Below are 13,488 nucleotides of genomic sequence, written 5' to 3'. Positions count from 1 at the left end.
AGCGCAGTTCCAGCTGGCATGCAAAACGCGGTTTTGCGTCCGGAACTGTACAAATGAACAGGGTGCGCCCGAAGGCAGCGCCCCGTGACCGATCCTTGCGTGATGCAAGGCGCAACCGGCCGCCGGAGGGGCTCTCCTTCATGCGGCGGGGCGCTTCCGTATATGCGCAGCCTGCCGGAGGGGAGCCGCGACGGCAGGCGAAACGGACAGCGGCCGCCGGATGTTATGAGCCCGCGCAAGCGGAAATTTGCCGATCGGGGTATTGTTGTGACTGTCTATCTGCCCATTGCAGAGCTCTCGGTGAACATTTTCATCATTCTGGGCATGGGCGCGGCCGTCGGCTTCCTCTCCGGCATGTTCGGGGTCGGCGGCGGCTTCCTCATCACACCACTCCTCATCTTCTACAACATCCCGCCGATTGTCGCCGTTGCGACGGGCGCCAACCAGGTCGTCGCCTCCTCAATATCGGGCGCGCTCTCGCATTTCCGGCGCGGCACGCTGGATGTGAAGCTTGGCACGGTGCTGCTCTTCGGCGGCCTGGCAGGCGCCACGGTCGGTATCTGGATCTTCTCGCTCTTGCGCAGTATCGGCCAGCTCGATCTCGTCATCTCGCTGCTCTATGTCGTGCTGCTCGGCACCGTCGGCACCCTGATGCTGCTTGAAAGCATCCGGGCGCTGCGCCGCGCGGCGAAAAACCAGCCGGTCTCGCTGCGCCGGCCCGGCCAGCACAGCTGGGTGCATCGCCTGCCTTTGAAGATGCGCTTCAAGAAGTCGAAGATCTACCTGTCCATCATCCCGGTCGTCGGCCTCGGCTTCGGCATCGGCATCCTCACGTCCATCATGGGTGTCGGCGGCGGCTTCATCATGGTGCCGGCCATGATCTATCTCCTGCGCATCCCGACCAATGTCGTCGTCGGCACCTCGCTGTTCCAGATCATCTTCGTCACGGCCTATACGACGATCGTGCAGGCGACCACGAACTACTCGGTCGATATCGTGCTCGCCTTCATCCTGATGGTGGCGGGCGTCATCGGCGCGCAGTACGGCGTGCGCGTCGGCCAGAAGCTGCGCGGCGAACAGCTGCGCGCCCTGCTGGCGCTGCTCGTCCTCGCCGTCGGGGCCCGCCTTGCCGTCGATCTCGTCGTTGCGCCGGCCGATATCTATTCCGTGGTGAGCGAGGGGGTCTATCGATGAGAGCCGTCGCTGCCCTGCTCCTCGGCCTGTTCCTCGTCCTTCCCGCCGCCGCCCAGGTGCTGGAAGACAAGCCGGTCGATTTCCCGGAAAAGCTTGAGATCGGCATCTCCACGGACGAGATTGCGATCTCCTCGGATTTCCGCGGCGCGGATCTGACGATCTTCGGCGCCATCGAAGGCTATGATCCGTCTCTGCTCGCCCAGCGCAAATATGATATCGTCGTGGCGCTGGAAGGGCCGAAGGACAACAATACGGTGCGCGTCAAGGAGCGGGTCTTCGGCATCTGGGTCAACCGCCGCTCGATGACCTTCGAGCTTGTGCCGGAATCCTATTCGCTGTCGAGTACCCGGGACGTGGAGACGATTGCCGAACCGGCCATGCTCAACGGCGTCGGCGTCGGCATCCAGCATATCCGCCTGTCGCCGATCGGCTATGTCGGCGACGGCAGCAAAATCACGGAATTCCGCGAGGCCTTCCGGCGCCTCAAGGAAAGCGGCGGCTTCTACCAGCGCGACCCGGGCGGCGTACAGTTCATCAGCGCGAGCCTGTTCAAGGCAACGGTCAAGCTGCCGGCCAGCGTGCCGAACGGCACCCATGTCGTGCGGGCGCACCTCTTCCGTGACGGCGTCTTCATCGCCGAGAAGGCGCTGCCGCTGCGTGTGATGAAGACGGGCATCGAGCAGATGATCTCCAATGCCGCCTACAACAACTCGCTGGCCTATGGTGCCTTCTCCGTCATCCTTGCGCTGCTGACCGGCTGGCTCGCCAGCGTCGTCTTCCGCAAGGACTGAGCGTCAGGAGCGGTAGACGAGGACAGGCACCTTGGCGTGGCTGAGTACCTTCGTCGTGACGCTGCCCATCAGGAAGGCGCTGACGCCGCGCCGGCCGTGCGAGGCCATGGCGATGAGGTCGCAGCCCTTTGCCTTGGCAGTGTCGACGATCGCCTGCCAGGCATCGCCCGCCGTCACCTGCAGTGTCTCCACTGCCACGCCGGCGGTGTTCGCCTTTGCCTCGACTGCACCGAGGATGCGGATGCCATCCTCCTTCACATGCGCTTCGTAATCCGTCCTGAGATTGACGGTCGCGCCGGGCGTCACGGGAAGGAAGTGCAGCGGTTCGGCTACCGTCAAAACCGTCACCCTGGCGCCGAGCGTCTTGGCGAGCTGGAGCGCCTGGTCGATGGCGGCGGAAGACATGTCGGACCCATCCGTGGGAACGAGGATATGCTTGTACATGGTGCAGCCTCCTTTTTTGCCCAGACTAGAACCGGCGTCCGGCGCTGCCTTGATGGAAATCAACCGCAACGCTTTCGTCAAGCGCTGGTTGCAGCCATGTTGCGGGCAACTGTCGCCGTATAGGCGGTCTGCAGCTCGTTGAAGACCGAGCGGGCAGGGCGCGGCGCGCCGAGGTGGATTGCGCGCAGCTCCTCCATGAAGGCCTCCCACAGAGGTGGGCCTCCCTCTTCCAGCAGTTCCGCACGGATCGACAGGTCCTCCGTCACCGGCAGGAAGCGCCGGCCCCAGGCACCCATCATGGCGAAGACCGGCACAAGAGCGATGCCCATCTCGGTGAGGCTGTAGAGCGCCTTCTGCTTGTGGCTCGGATCGTCCGCCTTGCTGACGATGCCTTCCTCGACGAGGCGGCGCAGCCGGTCCGCCAGGATGTTGGAGGCGATGCCTTCCTCCGATTTCGTCAGGAGCTCGCGGAAGTGGCGACGGTTGCCGAACATCATGTCGCGCAGCACGATCAGGCTCCAGCGGTCGCCGAGGATTTCAAGCGTCAGGTTGATCGGGCAGCCGGAGCGGCGGGGGTCTTTCATCGGGCTCTCCAGGAACTGCTTGCATGTTACAAGCGGTCCGGGCACCCATCAAGCCGCTGAGATCATGTCCGGTGTGAAGCCGCAGTGCGAAACGCGCGCGGTGTTGGCACGCCGGGGCGCTCAGCCGACAAGGTTGGCGAAGCGTACGGAATAGATGCGATCGCGACCGAGCATGTGGGCGACGAGGTTTGGCCGCTCGAAAAGGCCGGTCATCGCTTTGTGGCGCAGGTCGAGCCCGCCCGTCATCAGGCCGAAGGCGGGCATCAGCAGGCGTCGCCCGTCGGTCGCAAAACAGGGTCGGCGCACGGCCTTCTCCCGGCGGATGACGGTGGCGGCCGGATGGAGGTGCCCTGCAATCTCGCCGGCAGGTGAAATCAGTGATGGCTCGTGCCGGAAGACAAGACCCGCATAGTGCAGCTCGTCGGCCGACTGGCCGGGCAGGTCCACCGTCCCGTCGGGATCGTGGTTTCCGTTGATCCAGATCCAGTCACGCCCGCGTGCCAGATCGGCGATCTTCGTGCGGAACATGTCCGGCAGGTGGGCCGAACCGACGCGGTCGTGGAAATTGTCGCCGAGGCTGACGACGATCGCCGGATCGTGTCTGAGGATGACGGCTTCGAGTACCTTGAGCGTGGCGAGCGTGTCGTAGGGCGGCAGCATCATGCCGCGCCGTGCGAAGGCGGCGCCCTTTTCCAGATGCAGGTCCGAGACGACGAGAAGGCGGGTTTCCGGCAGGTAGAGCGCGCCCAGCGGATCACACACCGCTTCGACGCCCGCCACAACGGTGCGGGCCGAAACGGCGCCGAAATCCTCGATCTTCGCCGATGCCAGCGCGAGCCTCTGCATGCCTGTCGTTCAATCCCTCTAGATGGACCTTCAGATAACGGCCTCGCCCATCGCCTCGGCGATCAGGTCCTCCGCCGCTTCCGCCAGCAGGGAATCCTGTGCCTCGCCCGCCACCGGTTCCTTGCCGATTTCCAGCATGATCGGCACGGCGAGCGGTGAGATGCGGTCGAGCCGACGATGGGTGATGTGACCCTTGATTCGTGCCAGCATATCGCCCAATCGCTGAATATCCAAAAGCCCTGCCGCCGCATCGTTGCGCGTGGCTTCGAGCAGGATGTGGTCTGGCTCGTGGCTTCTCAGCACGTCGTAGATCAGGTCGGCGGAAACGGTGACCTGCCGTCCGGTCTTTTCCTTGCCCGGGTGGCGCTGCTCGATAAGTCCGGCGATCACGGCGCAATTGCGGAAGGTGCGCTTCAGCATGAAGCTTTCGTCGAGCCAGGCTTCGAGGTCGTCGCCCAGCATGTCCTCGTCGAAGAGCTCTGCCAGCGATGGGCGTTCCACGGCAAAGCTGTAGCCGAGGTCGTCGAGCGCCCAGACGGCAAGCGAATAGTCCGTGGCGACGAAGCCGAGCGGCCGGCGGCCGGTCCGCTCCAGCCGGCGCGTCAGCAGCATGCCGAGTGTCTGGTGCGCCAGCCGCCCTTCGAACGGATAGGCGACCATGTAGTGCCGGCTGCCGCGTGGAAAGGTCTCGATGAGCAGCTCGTCGCGTTTCGGCAGGGCGGAGACGTCCCGCTGCAAGGCCAGCCAGTCGCGCACCTGCTCGGGCAGGCCGCCCCAGCGGTCGGGATCGTCCAGCATGCCGCGCACCTGATCGGCGAGATAGGTGGAGAGCGGGAACTTGCCGCCGGCATAGGCCGGCACTTTCGGGTCGAGCGAAAACGCTTGGGAAACGAGACACTCGTTCTCCCGGATGCCCTCGAAGCGCAGCACCTTGCCGGAAAAGAGGAAAGTATCGCCGGGCGCTAGCATTTCGAGGAAGTATTCCTCCACCTTGCCGAGCGAGGCGCCACCACGGCCGATCGCGCCCTTGGCGCCGCGCTTGACCATGCGCACGTTCAGCATCGGCATTTCGACGATCGTGCCGAGATTAAGCCTGTATTGCTGGGCGACCTGTGGATTGGAGACGCGCCACAGCCCGTCCTGCGTCTTGCGGATGCGGGCATAGCGCTCATAGGTCTTCAGCGCATAGCCGCCGGTGGCGACGAAGGCGACGATGCGGCTGAATTTTTCCCGGGGCAGATCGGTATAGGGTGCGGCGGCGGTGATCTCGGCAAAAAGCACATCCTCGTCGAAGGGCGCGGCGCAGGCCATGCCGAGGACGTGCTGGGCGAGAACGTCGAGTGCGCCTTCGCCCACCGGCGGCGTATCCTGCGCGCCGAGATAGTTGGCGTCGAGTGCCGCCTGACACTCCATCACCTCGAAGCGGTTGGCGGGTACAAGGATCGCCCGGCTCGGCTCGTCCATGCGGTGGTTGGCGCGGCCGATGCGCTGGGCAAGCCGCGAGGCGCCCTTCGGCGCGCCGACATGGATGACGAGATCGACGTCGCCCCAGTCGATGCCGAGGTCGAGCGTCGATGTGGCGACAACGGCGCGCAGGCGGTTTTCCGCCATGGCGGCTTCAACCTTGCGGCGCTGACCGACATCGAGCGAGCCGTGGTGCAGAGCGATCGGCAGCGTGTCCTCGTTGATGTTCCAGAGCTCCTGGAAGAGGATTTCCGCCTGGCTGCGCGTGTTGACGAAGAGCAGCGAGGTCTTGTGGTCGCGGATCGCCTCGTAGACCTCGGGCATCGCATATTTTGCGGAGTGCCCGGACCACGGCACGCGCTCCTTGCTCTTGAGGATGGTGATGATCGGCCGCGCCCCGCCCGGCGCCGTGACGAGGCCGGCATGCCGCGCCTCGCCCGGCCGCTGCTCGACCAGCCAGCGGCGGAGATCCATGGGTTCGGCGACGGTGGCCGACAGGCCGATGGTGCGAAGGCCAGGCGCAAGCTGCCGCATCCGCGCGAGCCCCAGTGACAGGAGATGGCCGCGCTTGGAGGTGACGAGCGAATGCAGCTCGTCGAAGATCACGTATTTCAGGTCCTTGAAGAAGCGCGGCGCTTCGCCGTTGGCGATGAGCAGGGCGACCTGCTCGGGCGTCGTCAGCAGGATGTCGGGCGGATTGAGGCGCTGGCGCTGGCGCTTGGCCTGCGGTGTGTCGCCGGTGCGCGTCTCGATGGTGATGGGCAGGCCCATCTCCTCGACGGGTTTCATCAGGTTGCGCTCGATATCGACCGCGAGCGCCTTCAGCGGCGAGATGTAGAGCGTGTGGATGCCGGTGAAGGCGCTGCCGGGCGGAATCCTGCCGCGGCGTGTGAGGTCGGTAAGGGCCGGCAGGAAGCCGGCGAGCGTCTTGCCGGCGCCGGTCGGGGCGATGAGCAGCAGGCTTTCGCCCGCCGTCGCCCGCGTGAGCAGCTCCATCTGATGCGCACGCGGCTGCCATCCCTTGGCCGAGAACCAGGCGGCGAAGGTGGAGGGCAGGAGGCTGGGGTCGGCGGCAGAATCGATGATGCTCACCGGCCTAAGCTAGTGACCGCTGGTCGAATGTGAAGCGGTCTCTGGAAAAATAGCCTCACATGGCGATGTAGCGGTCGGCGCGGTGATTGACCGTCAGGAAGAGGTTGAGCACCAGCGCGCCGACCACCGAGCAGAGCACGATGAAGGGCGCGGCCACCGAGAAAGCCGCGATGAGCACGACGACGTCGAAGGCGAGCTGCACGAGACCGGCACGGATACCGAAACGCTCCTGCATGTAGACGGCGAGAACGCCGATGCCGCCGAGGCTGGCGCGATGGCGATAGAGGCCGAGCAGGCCGAAGCCGAGCAGGATGCCCGCCAGCACCGCCGTCCACATCGGGTCAATGCTCTCGATGGTCACGAAATGCGGTTGCAGCTCGGTGATCAGCGAGGTCATCGTCACCGCCAGCACCGTCTTGATCGTGAAGGCCCAGCCGAGGCGCTTCAGCGCGAGGACGTAGAAGGGGATGTTCACGACGGTGTAATAGAGGCCGAAGCTCACGCCCGTCAGGTAATGCAGCACGAAGGCGACGCCGGCGGTGCCGCTCGCCACCAGTCCGGCGCTGCCCATCAGGGCAAGGCCGAGCGCAGCAATCATGCTGCTGGCGAACAGGCCCTGCGCGTCTTCCAGCGGCGTATGGCGGGTGGGGGTGGGGTTCCAGAAGCCGAAACGCCGTTTGTCGCCGTCCATGCCAGATCTCCGAGGGTTTCTTCTGTTGTATAGGGCGCCATGTTCGGCGCAAGCGCTGCCTTCGGCTAAGCCTCGCGCTTCGCAAGGAAGAGCAACCCATGCACCGGCTGGCCGGCATCCTGCCGGATCACGCTCTTCTCCATGGCGAGGATGGCAAGGCCGTTCTCCTCGGCCCTTTTGCGGATGAAGCGTTCCGGATGGGCATAGCGCAGCGACGGGCGCAGCAGCGGCGTGTCGTCCATCCCGCCATCCTCGACGGAAAAGGCGAAGAGGCCGTCGGCCTTCAAGAGGCGTGCGGCGCTCGGGAAGACCTCGGCGAGGTCGCCGAGATACATCAGCACGTCGGCCGCGCTGACGAGGTCGGCCCGCTCCTCCGGCGCAGCGGCGAAAAGCCCGCTCTTTTCGGCGGGCAAAGACAGGTCCGCCTGCGCGAGATGGTCGTAGACCGCCTTCTCCGCCGCCTTGGCCAGCATCCCGGCGGACAGGTCGAAACCTTCGAGCCGCCCGGCGCTGGCGCGCAGTTCCACGCCGAAGAGGCCGGTGCCGCAGCCGATATCCGAGACGAGGCCGAAATGCGCATCCTCGCCCGCATGCCGGCGCACCAGCCGGGCGAGTGTCTGCGGCACCGTATAGTCGAGCCGCTGCACGAGAGCGGTGTCGAAGCGGTCGGCATAGTCGTCGAAGAGCCGCTCGACATAGGCGGTGGACGGCGCGGCGGGCGTTTCGGCAACGCCCAGCACGGCAAGTTTCAGGCCGGCGCCGAAGATGTCGGCCGGGTCGAGGGCGACAACCTTCGCGAGGGCGGCGGCCGCCGCCTCCTTCCGGCCCGATTTCTCCGCATATTCGGCGAGCCGGAACCAGCCGGCAGCCCAGGCGGGCACCTGTTCGAGCGCCTGTTCCATGAGTTCCGCAGCCTCCGCGAACTCGCCCGATTCCGCGAACATGCGGGCATAATCGGCGCGGCGGTCGGCGATGAGATCGCCGGAGGAGAAGTGCGGGCTCGTCATGGGGGCTCGGAAACGGGAAAACAGACGGCGCTACATGGCAGGGCCGCGGCAAAAGGCAAGCGAATTCTCGCGGGGACGCCTTGCTTGCCGCGGAACCGGTGACGGCTTATCTGGAGTGGACACGAGTTTTTGGAGAATCAACTGATGTCGAATGGCGTGAACGGGTTCCTCGGCGATACACCGATCCGCGTGATCATCAAGCTCTTGATCCTGTCGGTGGCCGTGGGCTTCCTGATGTCGATCTTCGGGCTCTATCCGGACGATATCCTCTTTGCCGTCCGCGACTTCATCGTCGACCTCTGGAATACCGGCTTCAAGACGCTCGGCCGGCTGGGCGACTACCTGTTGCTCGGCGCCGTTATCGTGGTGCCTGTCTTCATCCTCATCCGTGTTCTGAGCTATCGTCGCTGATCATGGTATCCCGTCGCGCCTTTCTTGCCGCCTCCGCGGCCTCCGTCGCCATGTTGGCTGCGGGCTGTTCCACCACCAGCGTGCTGAGCCCTTCGGCCGGCACCGGTAGCGACCAGACGCCGGCTTCGCTCTCCTTCGTCAACAAGATCCGGGCCGAGCGCGGCCTTGTGCCGCTATCGCTCGACACGGCGGCGCAGCGTGCGGCCATGGACCAGGCAAGCCGCATGGCGAGTGCGGGCAAGATGGAACACAATATCGGCTTCGGCGCGAATTTCCTGAAGCGCATGAAGGGTATGGAGGTGCCGCTGCCGGCAGCGGAGAATATCGCCGTCGGCCAGGACAACGCGGCCGAAGCCTTCGAGGCCTGGTATCGTTCGCCGAAACATCTGGAAAACATGCTGGGGGCGAACTACCGCGGGCTGGGCGTCGCGGTCGTCTCCAATCCGGCGTCCGGCAACCGGCCCTACTGGGCGATGGTGTTGTCAAGCTGAAAGAGCCGGCCGGTCGCTCGGGGGAGTGGCAGGTTGGGGTGGCGTAAGGGGGAAGGATCGTGAGTGCAGCGACCGCAAACGGCAATGAGGGAGCCGGCCCCTTCGAGGTGACGCACCGGCTCGTGCTGTCGATCGCCATCCCGATGACGCTCGGCTTCCTGACGACGCCGCTGATGGGGCTGACCGATACGGCTGTCGCCGGACGGCTCGGTTCTGCGGATGCGCTGGCAGGCCTTGCCATCGGCGCCGTGCTCTTCGACCTTCTGCTCGGCAGTTTCAACTTCCTGCGCGCGTCCACCACCGGCCTCGTCGCCCAGGCCTTCGGCCGCGGCGATCCAAGGGAAGAGCAGGCGGTCTATTGGCGCGCACTCGTCATCGCGCTCTGTTGCGGGCTCGCCATAGCCCTGCTGTCGCCGCTCCTGCTGTCCGCCGGTGTCTTCCTGATGGCGCCGTCGCCCGGCGTCGCGGAGGTGACGTCGACCTATTTCATGATCCGCGTGCTTGCCGCGCCCATGGCGCTCGCCAACTATGCCCTGCTCGGCTTCGTGCTCGGCCGCGGGCAGAGCCTGATGGGGCTGATGCTGCAGGCCATCATCAACGGCACCAATATCGTGTTGTCGATCGTGCTTGGCCTCTGGTTCGGCTGGGGCATTGCCGGCATCGCCTGGGGTACCTTTGCCGGCGAGGCGATCGGTGCGCTTGCCGGATTCTCCATCGTCGTCTCCCGTTTCAACCGGGCGTACCGGCCTTCCCGTGCGGAGGTCCTTGCCCGGGATAGGCTTCGGGCCCTGTTCTCGCTCAACCGCGACATCATGATCCGGACCTTCGTGCTGATCGGTTCCTTCGCCATCATGACGCGCATCGGTTCCTCGTTCGGTCCGCTGATGCTGGCGGCCAATGCGGTGCTGATGAACATCTTCCTCGTCGCCGGCTATTATCTCGACGGTCTATCCAACGCCGCCGAACAGCTCGTCGGCCGGGCCTTCGGTGCGAATTTCCGTCCGGCCTTCGACCGGGCCGTCAAGCTCACCGTGTTCTGGTCCTTCGGCCTCGGCTTCGTCACCACGCTGCTCTTCCTCGCCTTTGGAACGGATGTGATCGGCCTGCTGACGACCACAGAAAGCGTGCAGGTGGAGGCGGCGAAGTATTTGCCCTGGGCCGCATTGACGGCGGTTGTCGGTGCTCTCGCCTTCCAGATGGACGGGGTCTATATCGGTGCGACCTGGTCGACGGCCATGCGCAACATGATGCTGCTGGCCTTTGTCGGGTATCTGCTGTCGCTTGCCGTCTTCGTGCCGCTTTTAGGCAATCACGGGCTCTGGCTGTCGCTCAACCTGTTTCTTGCCTTTCGGGGCATTTTCCTGGCTCTGCGCCTGCCGGGGCTTGCAGAACGGCAGTTTTCCAGGCCGGGCCGGAGCTGATCCCCGACCCGGATGTTGATCGTCAGACCGGCTGTATGAGGCCGATGCCGAGACCTGCTATCGTCCAGGGCCTTTCGGGCCGGGCCGGGCCGCCGCCATCCTCTTCGTGGATTTCGGCCCTGGCGCGCAGCCAGTGGGAATATTCACGGCCTTCCGGGCGGCCTTCTTCTTCCCAGATTTCGTGGGCCCTTTGCCGGATCCGTTCGTCGTGGTCGTCCATGGTATCGTCCCTTCCTGGCCTTTTTGGCCGTTATAGGCGGGATCGGTGCAGGCTACCGTCGATGCGAATCAGCTTTTGCCGAACACTCCACCCGCAGGAACGAAACCCTCAAGGACGACTATGGTTCCCGTGTGGCGCTCAGAGGGCGCGCTCGGCCCAGTGGGCGGTGCGCGTGCCACGAAGCGCGGAAATCGAGGCGATCTGCTCGCGATCACAAATGCGCGAGAGACCGGTCACGATTTCGCCGGGCAGGGTCGGGCCGGCATAGACCATGCAGGAATAGAGCTGCACGAGGTTCGCGCCGGCGCGGATCTTCTCCGCCGCCGTCTCGGCGCTGGAGACGCCGCCGACGCCGATGATCGGCAGGTTTTCGCCGACGCGCCGACGCATCTTGGCGAGCACCACGGTAGATTTCTCGAAGAGCGGCTTGCCGGAAAGGCCGCCTGCTTCACCGGCCTGGCGCGTGTCGCTGAGGCCAACTCGCGACAGCGTCGTGTTGGAGACGATGAGGCCGTCGAGCGGATGGGCGAGGGCGACCTCGGCGATGTCGTCGAGACCCTCCTCGGTAAGGTCGGGCGCAATCTTCAGGAAGACCGGCACCTGGCGGCCACTTCTCGTCGCTTCCTCGGCGCGTGCGGCGAGCACGGCCGACAGCAGGGCATGCAGGCTTTCCTTGGCCTGCAGGTCGCGCAGGCCGGGCGTGTTGGGCGAGGAGATGTTGGCGGTGAAATAGCGCGCCACGTCGTAAAAGGTGTGGATGCCGGCGACATAGTCGGCGATGCGGTCGGCGCTGTCCTTGTTCGCGCCGATATTGACGCCGATCAGCGCATCGCGACGGCAGGTCTTCAGGCGCTCGAGCGCCGCTGCATGGCCGGCATTGTTGAAGCCGAGACGGTTGATCACGGCATCGTCCTGCACCAGGCGGAAGATGCGGGGCTTCGGATTGCCCTCCTGGGCGCGTGGGGTCACGGTGCCGATCTCGGTGAAACCGAAGCCGAGGCGCAGGAGGGCTTCGGGCACCTCGGCGTTCTTGTCATAACCTGCGGCCATGCCGACGGGATTGGGGAAGGCAAGGCCGGCGACGGTTTGCGCGAGGCGGGGATCGGCCTTGGCCGGGCAGGCTGGCACGACGCCGGCCTTCAGCGCGGCGATCGAGAGGCCATGGGCGGTTTCCGGATCGAAGAGGAAGAGGCCCTTGCGGCCGAGCGTGGACAGGAGCGACATCAGAGCGGCATCTCCGGAAACTGGTGGGCGCCGTCCGAACCGAGCGGCAGGGGCTTTTCCCAGAGCACGGCGGACAGCGGAAGGACGGCATAAAGATGGGGGAAGAGATCGCCGCCACGCGAGGGTTCGTAGACGAGCGTGTCGCCGAGCGTATCACCATCGACGGCGACAAGAATGAGATCATCCTGGCCGGCGAAATGGCGGGCGGCCGTCTCCTTTGCCTGTGTGGCGGTGGAGAAGTGGATGAAGCCGTCGGACAGGTCGATGGCGGCGCCCTCGAAAATCCCGTTCGCCTTCGCCTTCTGCCACAGACTTGCCGGAACGATCTTGTAGATTGTTTTGGCCATCTCGTCCGTTCCTCCACTGGCTGCTGTTTTTCAACGGTAGCGCTTGCCGCAAAGAACGGCGAATGTCTACCGGCGACAGGTCCGCAAACCGGCTCTTGGAGGATTTTGCATGCGAATTCACGCTCTGCCTTTCATCTTCGTTGTCGCCCTCGTGGCGGGCTCGGCCCAGGCCGAGGGCGAGGGACGTTATCGCATGGAGAAGACGGACGGCGGTTTTGTCCGCCTCGACACGGCGACGGGCGAGGTTTCGCTGTGCCGGGAGCAGGAGGGCCAGATCGTCTGCCGCATGGCGGCAGATGAGCGCGCCGCCTTCGAAAAGGAGCTCGACCTGCTCACCAAGCGTGTCGAAGCGCTGGAAAAAGGTGGTGTGACGGGCGAGACGACCGCAAAACCGTCTCTACCCACGGATGAAGAGATTGACCGGACCATGACCATCATGGAAAAGATGATGCAAAGGTTCATGGGCATCGTGAAAAACCTGGAGGAGGGTGAGGAGGAAACCACCCCCGGGAAAGACGCGGTCCCGCAAAAGACCTAACGGACATCCTTCGCCGGCCGAGGTCGTGTTGCGTCCGTCGCGGGTCCGTCTACTCTTGGGAGGGAGCGCATGGCATCGGCACTCACGATCATCATCGCGGACGACCATCCGCTGTTCCGCGGTGCGCTGAAACAGGCGCTGACCGGAATGGCGGGCAATCCCGACATCGTCGAGGCCGGCGATTTCGAGGCGGCGCGCAAGGCCGCCGCCGGCAATCCGAACGCCGACCTCATGCTGCTCGACCTTGCCATGCCCGGCGTCAGCGGCCTTTCCGGCCTGATCTCGCTGCGGGCCGAATTCCAGAGCCTTCCGGTCGTCATCGTCTCGGCGAGCGACGACCCGGCCACCATCCGCCGAGCGCTCGATCTCGGCGCCTCCGGCTTCATCTCCAAATCCGCCTCCATCGAGGATATCCGCGAGGGCATTGGCTCGGTGCTGGAAGGCAACATCTATACGCCCGGCGGCTATGTGCGCGGGCCGGAGCAGGACAGCGAGGTTGCTGATCTCATCGCGCGGCTGCGTACGCTGACGCCACAGCAGTCACGCGTGCTCGCCATGCTCGCCGAAGGCCTGCTCAACAAGCAGATCGCCTATGAATTGAGTGTCTCCGAGGCGACCATCAAGGCGCATGTCTCGGCGATCCTCCTGAAGTTGAATGTCGACAGCCGCACCCAGGCGGTCATCCAGCTCGGCAAGATCGGCAGTGCTCAGGCCGCCGCCTGA

General features: G+C 65.0%; 16 protein-coding genes. 7 read left to right on the top strand and 9 right to left on the bottom strand.

Annotated features, from left to right (window positions below; translation table 11 throughout):
* Window positions 1-267 precede the first annotated feature (267 nt).
* Window positions 268-1,194, top strand: coding sequence for a sulfite exporter TauE/SafE family protein (locus AKG11_RS00450; RefSeq protein ID WP_037405922.1), 927 nt, complete (start codon window positions 268-270; stop codon window positions 1,192-1,194).
* Window positions 1,191-1,985, top strand: coding sequence for a TIGR02186 family protein (locus AKG11_RS00445; protein ID WP_023512412.1), 795 nt, complete (start codon window positions 1,191-1,193; stop codon window positions 1,983-1,985). Before AKG11_RS00450 ends, AKG11_RS00445 begins: the two co-directional genes overlap by 4 nt.
* A 3-nt stretch (window positions 1,986-1,988) precedes the next feature.
* Here the strand turns inward: AKG11_RS00445 and AKG11_RS00440 are convergent, their stop codons facing one another.
* From AKG11_RS00440 to AKG11_RS00415, 6 genes are all read right to left on the bottom strand, one after another.
* Entirely contained in the window at window positions 1,989-2,429 is a 441-nt protein-coding gene (locus AKG11_RS00440) for a universal stress protein (protein WP_023512411.1), read from the bottom strand.
* 77 nt (window positions 2,430-2,506) lie between these two features.
* Window positions 2,507-3,013: a winged helix-turn-helix transcriptional regulator gene (locus AKG11_RS00435; protein ID WP_050742586.1), complete on the bottom strand. Its 507-nt coding sequence runs from the start codon at window positions 3,011-3,013 to the stop codon at window positions 2,507-2,509.
* 120 nt (window positions 3,014-3,133) lie between these two features.
* Window positions 3,134-3,859 carry a ligase-associated DNA damage response endonuclease PdeM gene (gene pdeM / locus AKG11_RS00430; RefSeq protein WP_050742585.1) on the bottom strand — a complete coding sequence of 242 codons (726 nt, stop codon included), beginning with the start codon at window positions 3,857-3,859 and terminating at the stop codon, window positions 3,134-3,136.
* 30 nt (window positions 3,860-3,889) lie between these two features.
* Window positions 3,890-6,415, bottom strand: coding sequence for a ligase-associated DNA damage response DEXH box helicase (locus AKG11_RS00425; RefSeq protein WP_050742584.1), 2,526 nt, complete (start codon window positions 6,413-6,415; stop codon window positions 3,890-3,892).
* Between the two features lie 55 nt (window positions 6,416-6,470).
* Window positions 6,471-7,106: a YitT family protein gene (locus AKG11_RS00420; protein WP_023512407.1), complete on the bottom strand. Its 636-nt coding sequence runs from the start codon at window positions 7,104-7,106 to the stop codon at window positions 6,471-6,473.
* Between the two features lie 65 nt (window positions 7,107-7,171).
* On the bottom strand, window positions 7,172-8,113 hold the full coding sequence (locus AKG11_RS00415; protein ID WP_050742583.1) for a methyltransferase domain-containing protein: 942 nt from the start codon (window positions 8,111-8,113) through the stop codon (window positions 7,172-7,174).
* Window positions 8,114-8,257: 144 nt separating this feature from the next.
* Here AKG11_RS00415 and AKG11_RS00410 point away from each other — a divergent pair, with 144 nt between their 5' ends.
* Genes AKG11_RS00410 through AKG11_RS00400 form a run of 3 tightly spaced genes read left to right on the top strand, consistent with a single transcriptional unit; the run spans window position 8,258 to window position 10,436 of the window.
* The gene (locus tag AKG11_RS00410) at window positions 8,258-8,524 is read left to right on the top strand and encodes a DUF6460 domain-containing protein (protein ID WP_023512405.1); all 267 of its coding nucleotides are present in this window, start codon (window positions 8,258-8,260) and stop codon (window positions 8,522-8,524) included.
* A gap of 2 nt (window positions 8,525-8,526) precedes the next feature.
* Window positions 8,527-9,015: a CAP domain-containing protein gene (locus AKG11_RS00405; RefSeq protein WP_050742582.1), complete on the top strand. Its 489-nt coding sequence runs from the start codon at window positions 8,527-8,529 to the stop codon at window positions 9,013-9,015.
* A gap of 59 nt (window positions 9,016-9,074) precedes the next feature.
* Window positions 9,075-10,436 carry an MATE family efflux transporter gene (locus tag AKG11_RS00400; RefSeq protein WP_245290110.1) on the top strand — a complete coding sequence of 454 codons (1,362 nt, stop codon included), beginning with the start codon at window positions 9,075-9,077 and terminating at the stop codon, window positions 10,434-10,436.
* A 22-nt stretch (window positions 10,437-10,458) separates the two neighbouring features.
* Here the strand turns inward: AKG11_RS00400 and AKG11_RS00395 are convergent, their stop codons facing one another.
* From AKG11_RS00395 to AKG11_RS00385, 3 genes are all read right to left on the bottom strand, one after another.
* On the bottom strand, window positions 10,459-10,656 hold the full coding sequence (locus AKG11_RS00395) for a DUF2934 domain-containing protein (protein WP_023512402.1): 198 nt from the start codon (window positions 10,654-10,656) through the stop codon (window positions 10,459-10,461).
* A 138-nt stretch (window positions 10,657-10,794) separates the two neighbouring features.
* Complete coding sequence (locus AKG11_RS00390; protein WP_050742580.1) at window positions 10,795-11,880, bottom strand: quinone-dependent dihydroorotate dehydrogenase; 1,086 nt, start codon at window positions 11,878-11,880, stop codon at window positions 10,795-10,797.
* The gene (locus AKG11_RS00385; protein WP_023512400.1) at window positions 11,880-12,227 is read right to left on the bottom strand and encodes a DUF952 domain-containing protein; all 348 of its coding nucleotides are present in this window, start codon (window positions 12,225-12,227) and stop codon (window positions 11,880-11,882) included. Before AKG11_RS00385 ends, AKG11_RS00390 begins: the two co-directional genes overlap by 1 nt.
* 109 nt (window positions 12,228-12,336) lie before the next feature.
* Between AKG11_RS00385 and AKG11_RS00380 the strand changes: the two genes are divergently transcribed.
* A complete protein-coding gene (locus tag AKG11_RS00380) occupies window positions 12,337-12,765 on the top strand; it encodes a hypothetical protein (protein ID WP_023512399.1) in 429 nt (142 codons plus the stop codon).
* A gap of 69 nt (window positions 12,766-12,834) precedes the next feature.
* A complete protein-coding gene (locus AKG11_RS00375; RefSeq protein WP_023516639.1) occupies window positions 12,835-13,488 on the top strand; it encodes a response regulator in 654 nt (217 codons plus the stop codon).

This window comes from Shinella sp. SUS2 (genome assembly GCF_001262505.1).
Lineage (GTDB): Bacteria > Pseudomonadota > Alphaproteobacteria > Rhizobiales > Rhizobiaceae > Shinella.
This window is presented reverse-complemented; position numbering and strand designations above follow the sequence as displayed.

Bases quoted from the DNA above. Each gene is read 5' to 3' on its own strand.
- AKG11_RS00445 (WP_023512412.1), top strand. From the start codon at position 1,191: ATGAGAGCCGTCGCTGCCCTGCTCCTCGGCCTGTTCCTCGTCCTTCCC.
- AKG11_RS00440 (WP_023512411.1), bottom strand. From the start codon at position 2,429: ATGTACAAGCATATCCTCGTTCCCACGGATGGGTCCGACATGTCTTCC.
- AKG11_RS00435 (WP_050742586.1), bottom strand. From the start codon at position 3,013: ATGAAAGACCCCCGCCGCTCCGGCTGCCCGATCAACCTGACGCTTGAA.
- pdeM (WP_050742585.1), bottom strand. From the start codon at position 3,859: ATGCAGAGGCTCGCGCTGGCATCGGCGAAGATCGAGGATTTCGGCGCC.
- AKG11_RS00420 (WP_023512407.1), bottom strand. From the start codon at position 7,106: ATGGACGGCGACAAACGGCGTTTCGGCTTCTGGAACCCCACCCCCACC.
- AKG11_RS00415 (WP_050742583.1), bottom strand. From the start codon at position 8,113: ATGACGAGCCCGCACTTCTCCTCCGGCGATCTCATCGCCGACCGCCGC.
- AKG11_RS00410 (WP_023512405.1), top strand. From the start codon at position 8,258: ATGTCGAATGGCGTGAACGGGTTCCTCGGCGATACACCGATCCGCGTG.
- AKG11_RS00405 (WP_050742582.1), top strand. From the start codon at position 8,527: ATGGTATCCCGTCGCGCCTTTCTTGCCGCCTCCGCGGCCTCCGTCGCC.
- AKG11_RS00395 (WP_023512402.1), bottom strand. From the start codon at position 10,656: ATGGACGACCACGACGAACGGATCCGGCAAAGGGCCCACGAAATCTGG.
- AKG11_RS00390 (WP_050742580.1), bottom strand. From the start codon at position 11,880: ATGTCGCTCCTGTCCACGCTCGGCCGCAAGGGCCTCTTCCTCTTCGAT.
- AKG11_RS00385 (WP_023512400.1), bottom strand. From the start codon at position 12,227: ATGGCCAAAACAATCTACAAGATCGTTCCGGCAAGTCTGTGGCAGAAG.
- AKG11_RS00380 (WP_023512399.1), top strand. From the start codon at position 12,337: ATGCGAATTCACGCTCTGCCTTTCATCTTCGTTGTCGCCCTCGTGGCG.
- AKG11_RS00375 (WP_023516639.1), top strand. From the start codon at position 12,835: ATGGCATCGGCACTCACGATCATCATCGCGGACGACCATCCGCTGTTC.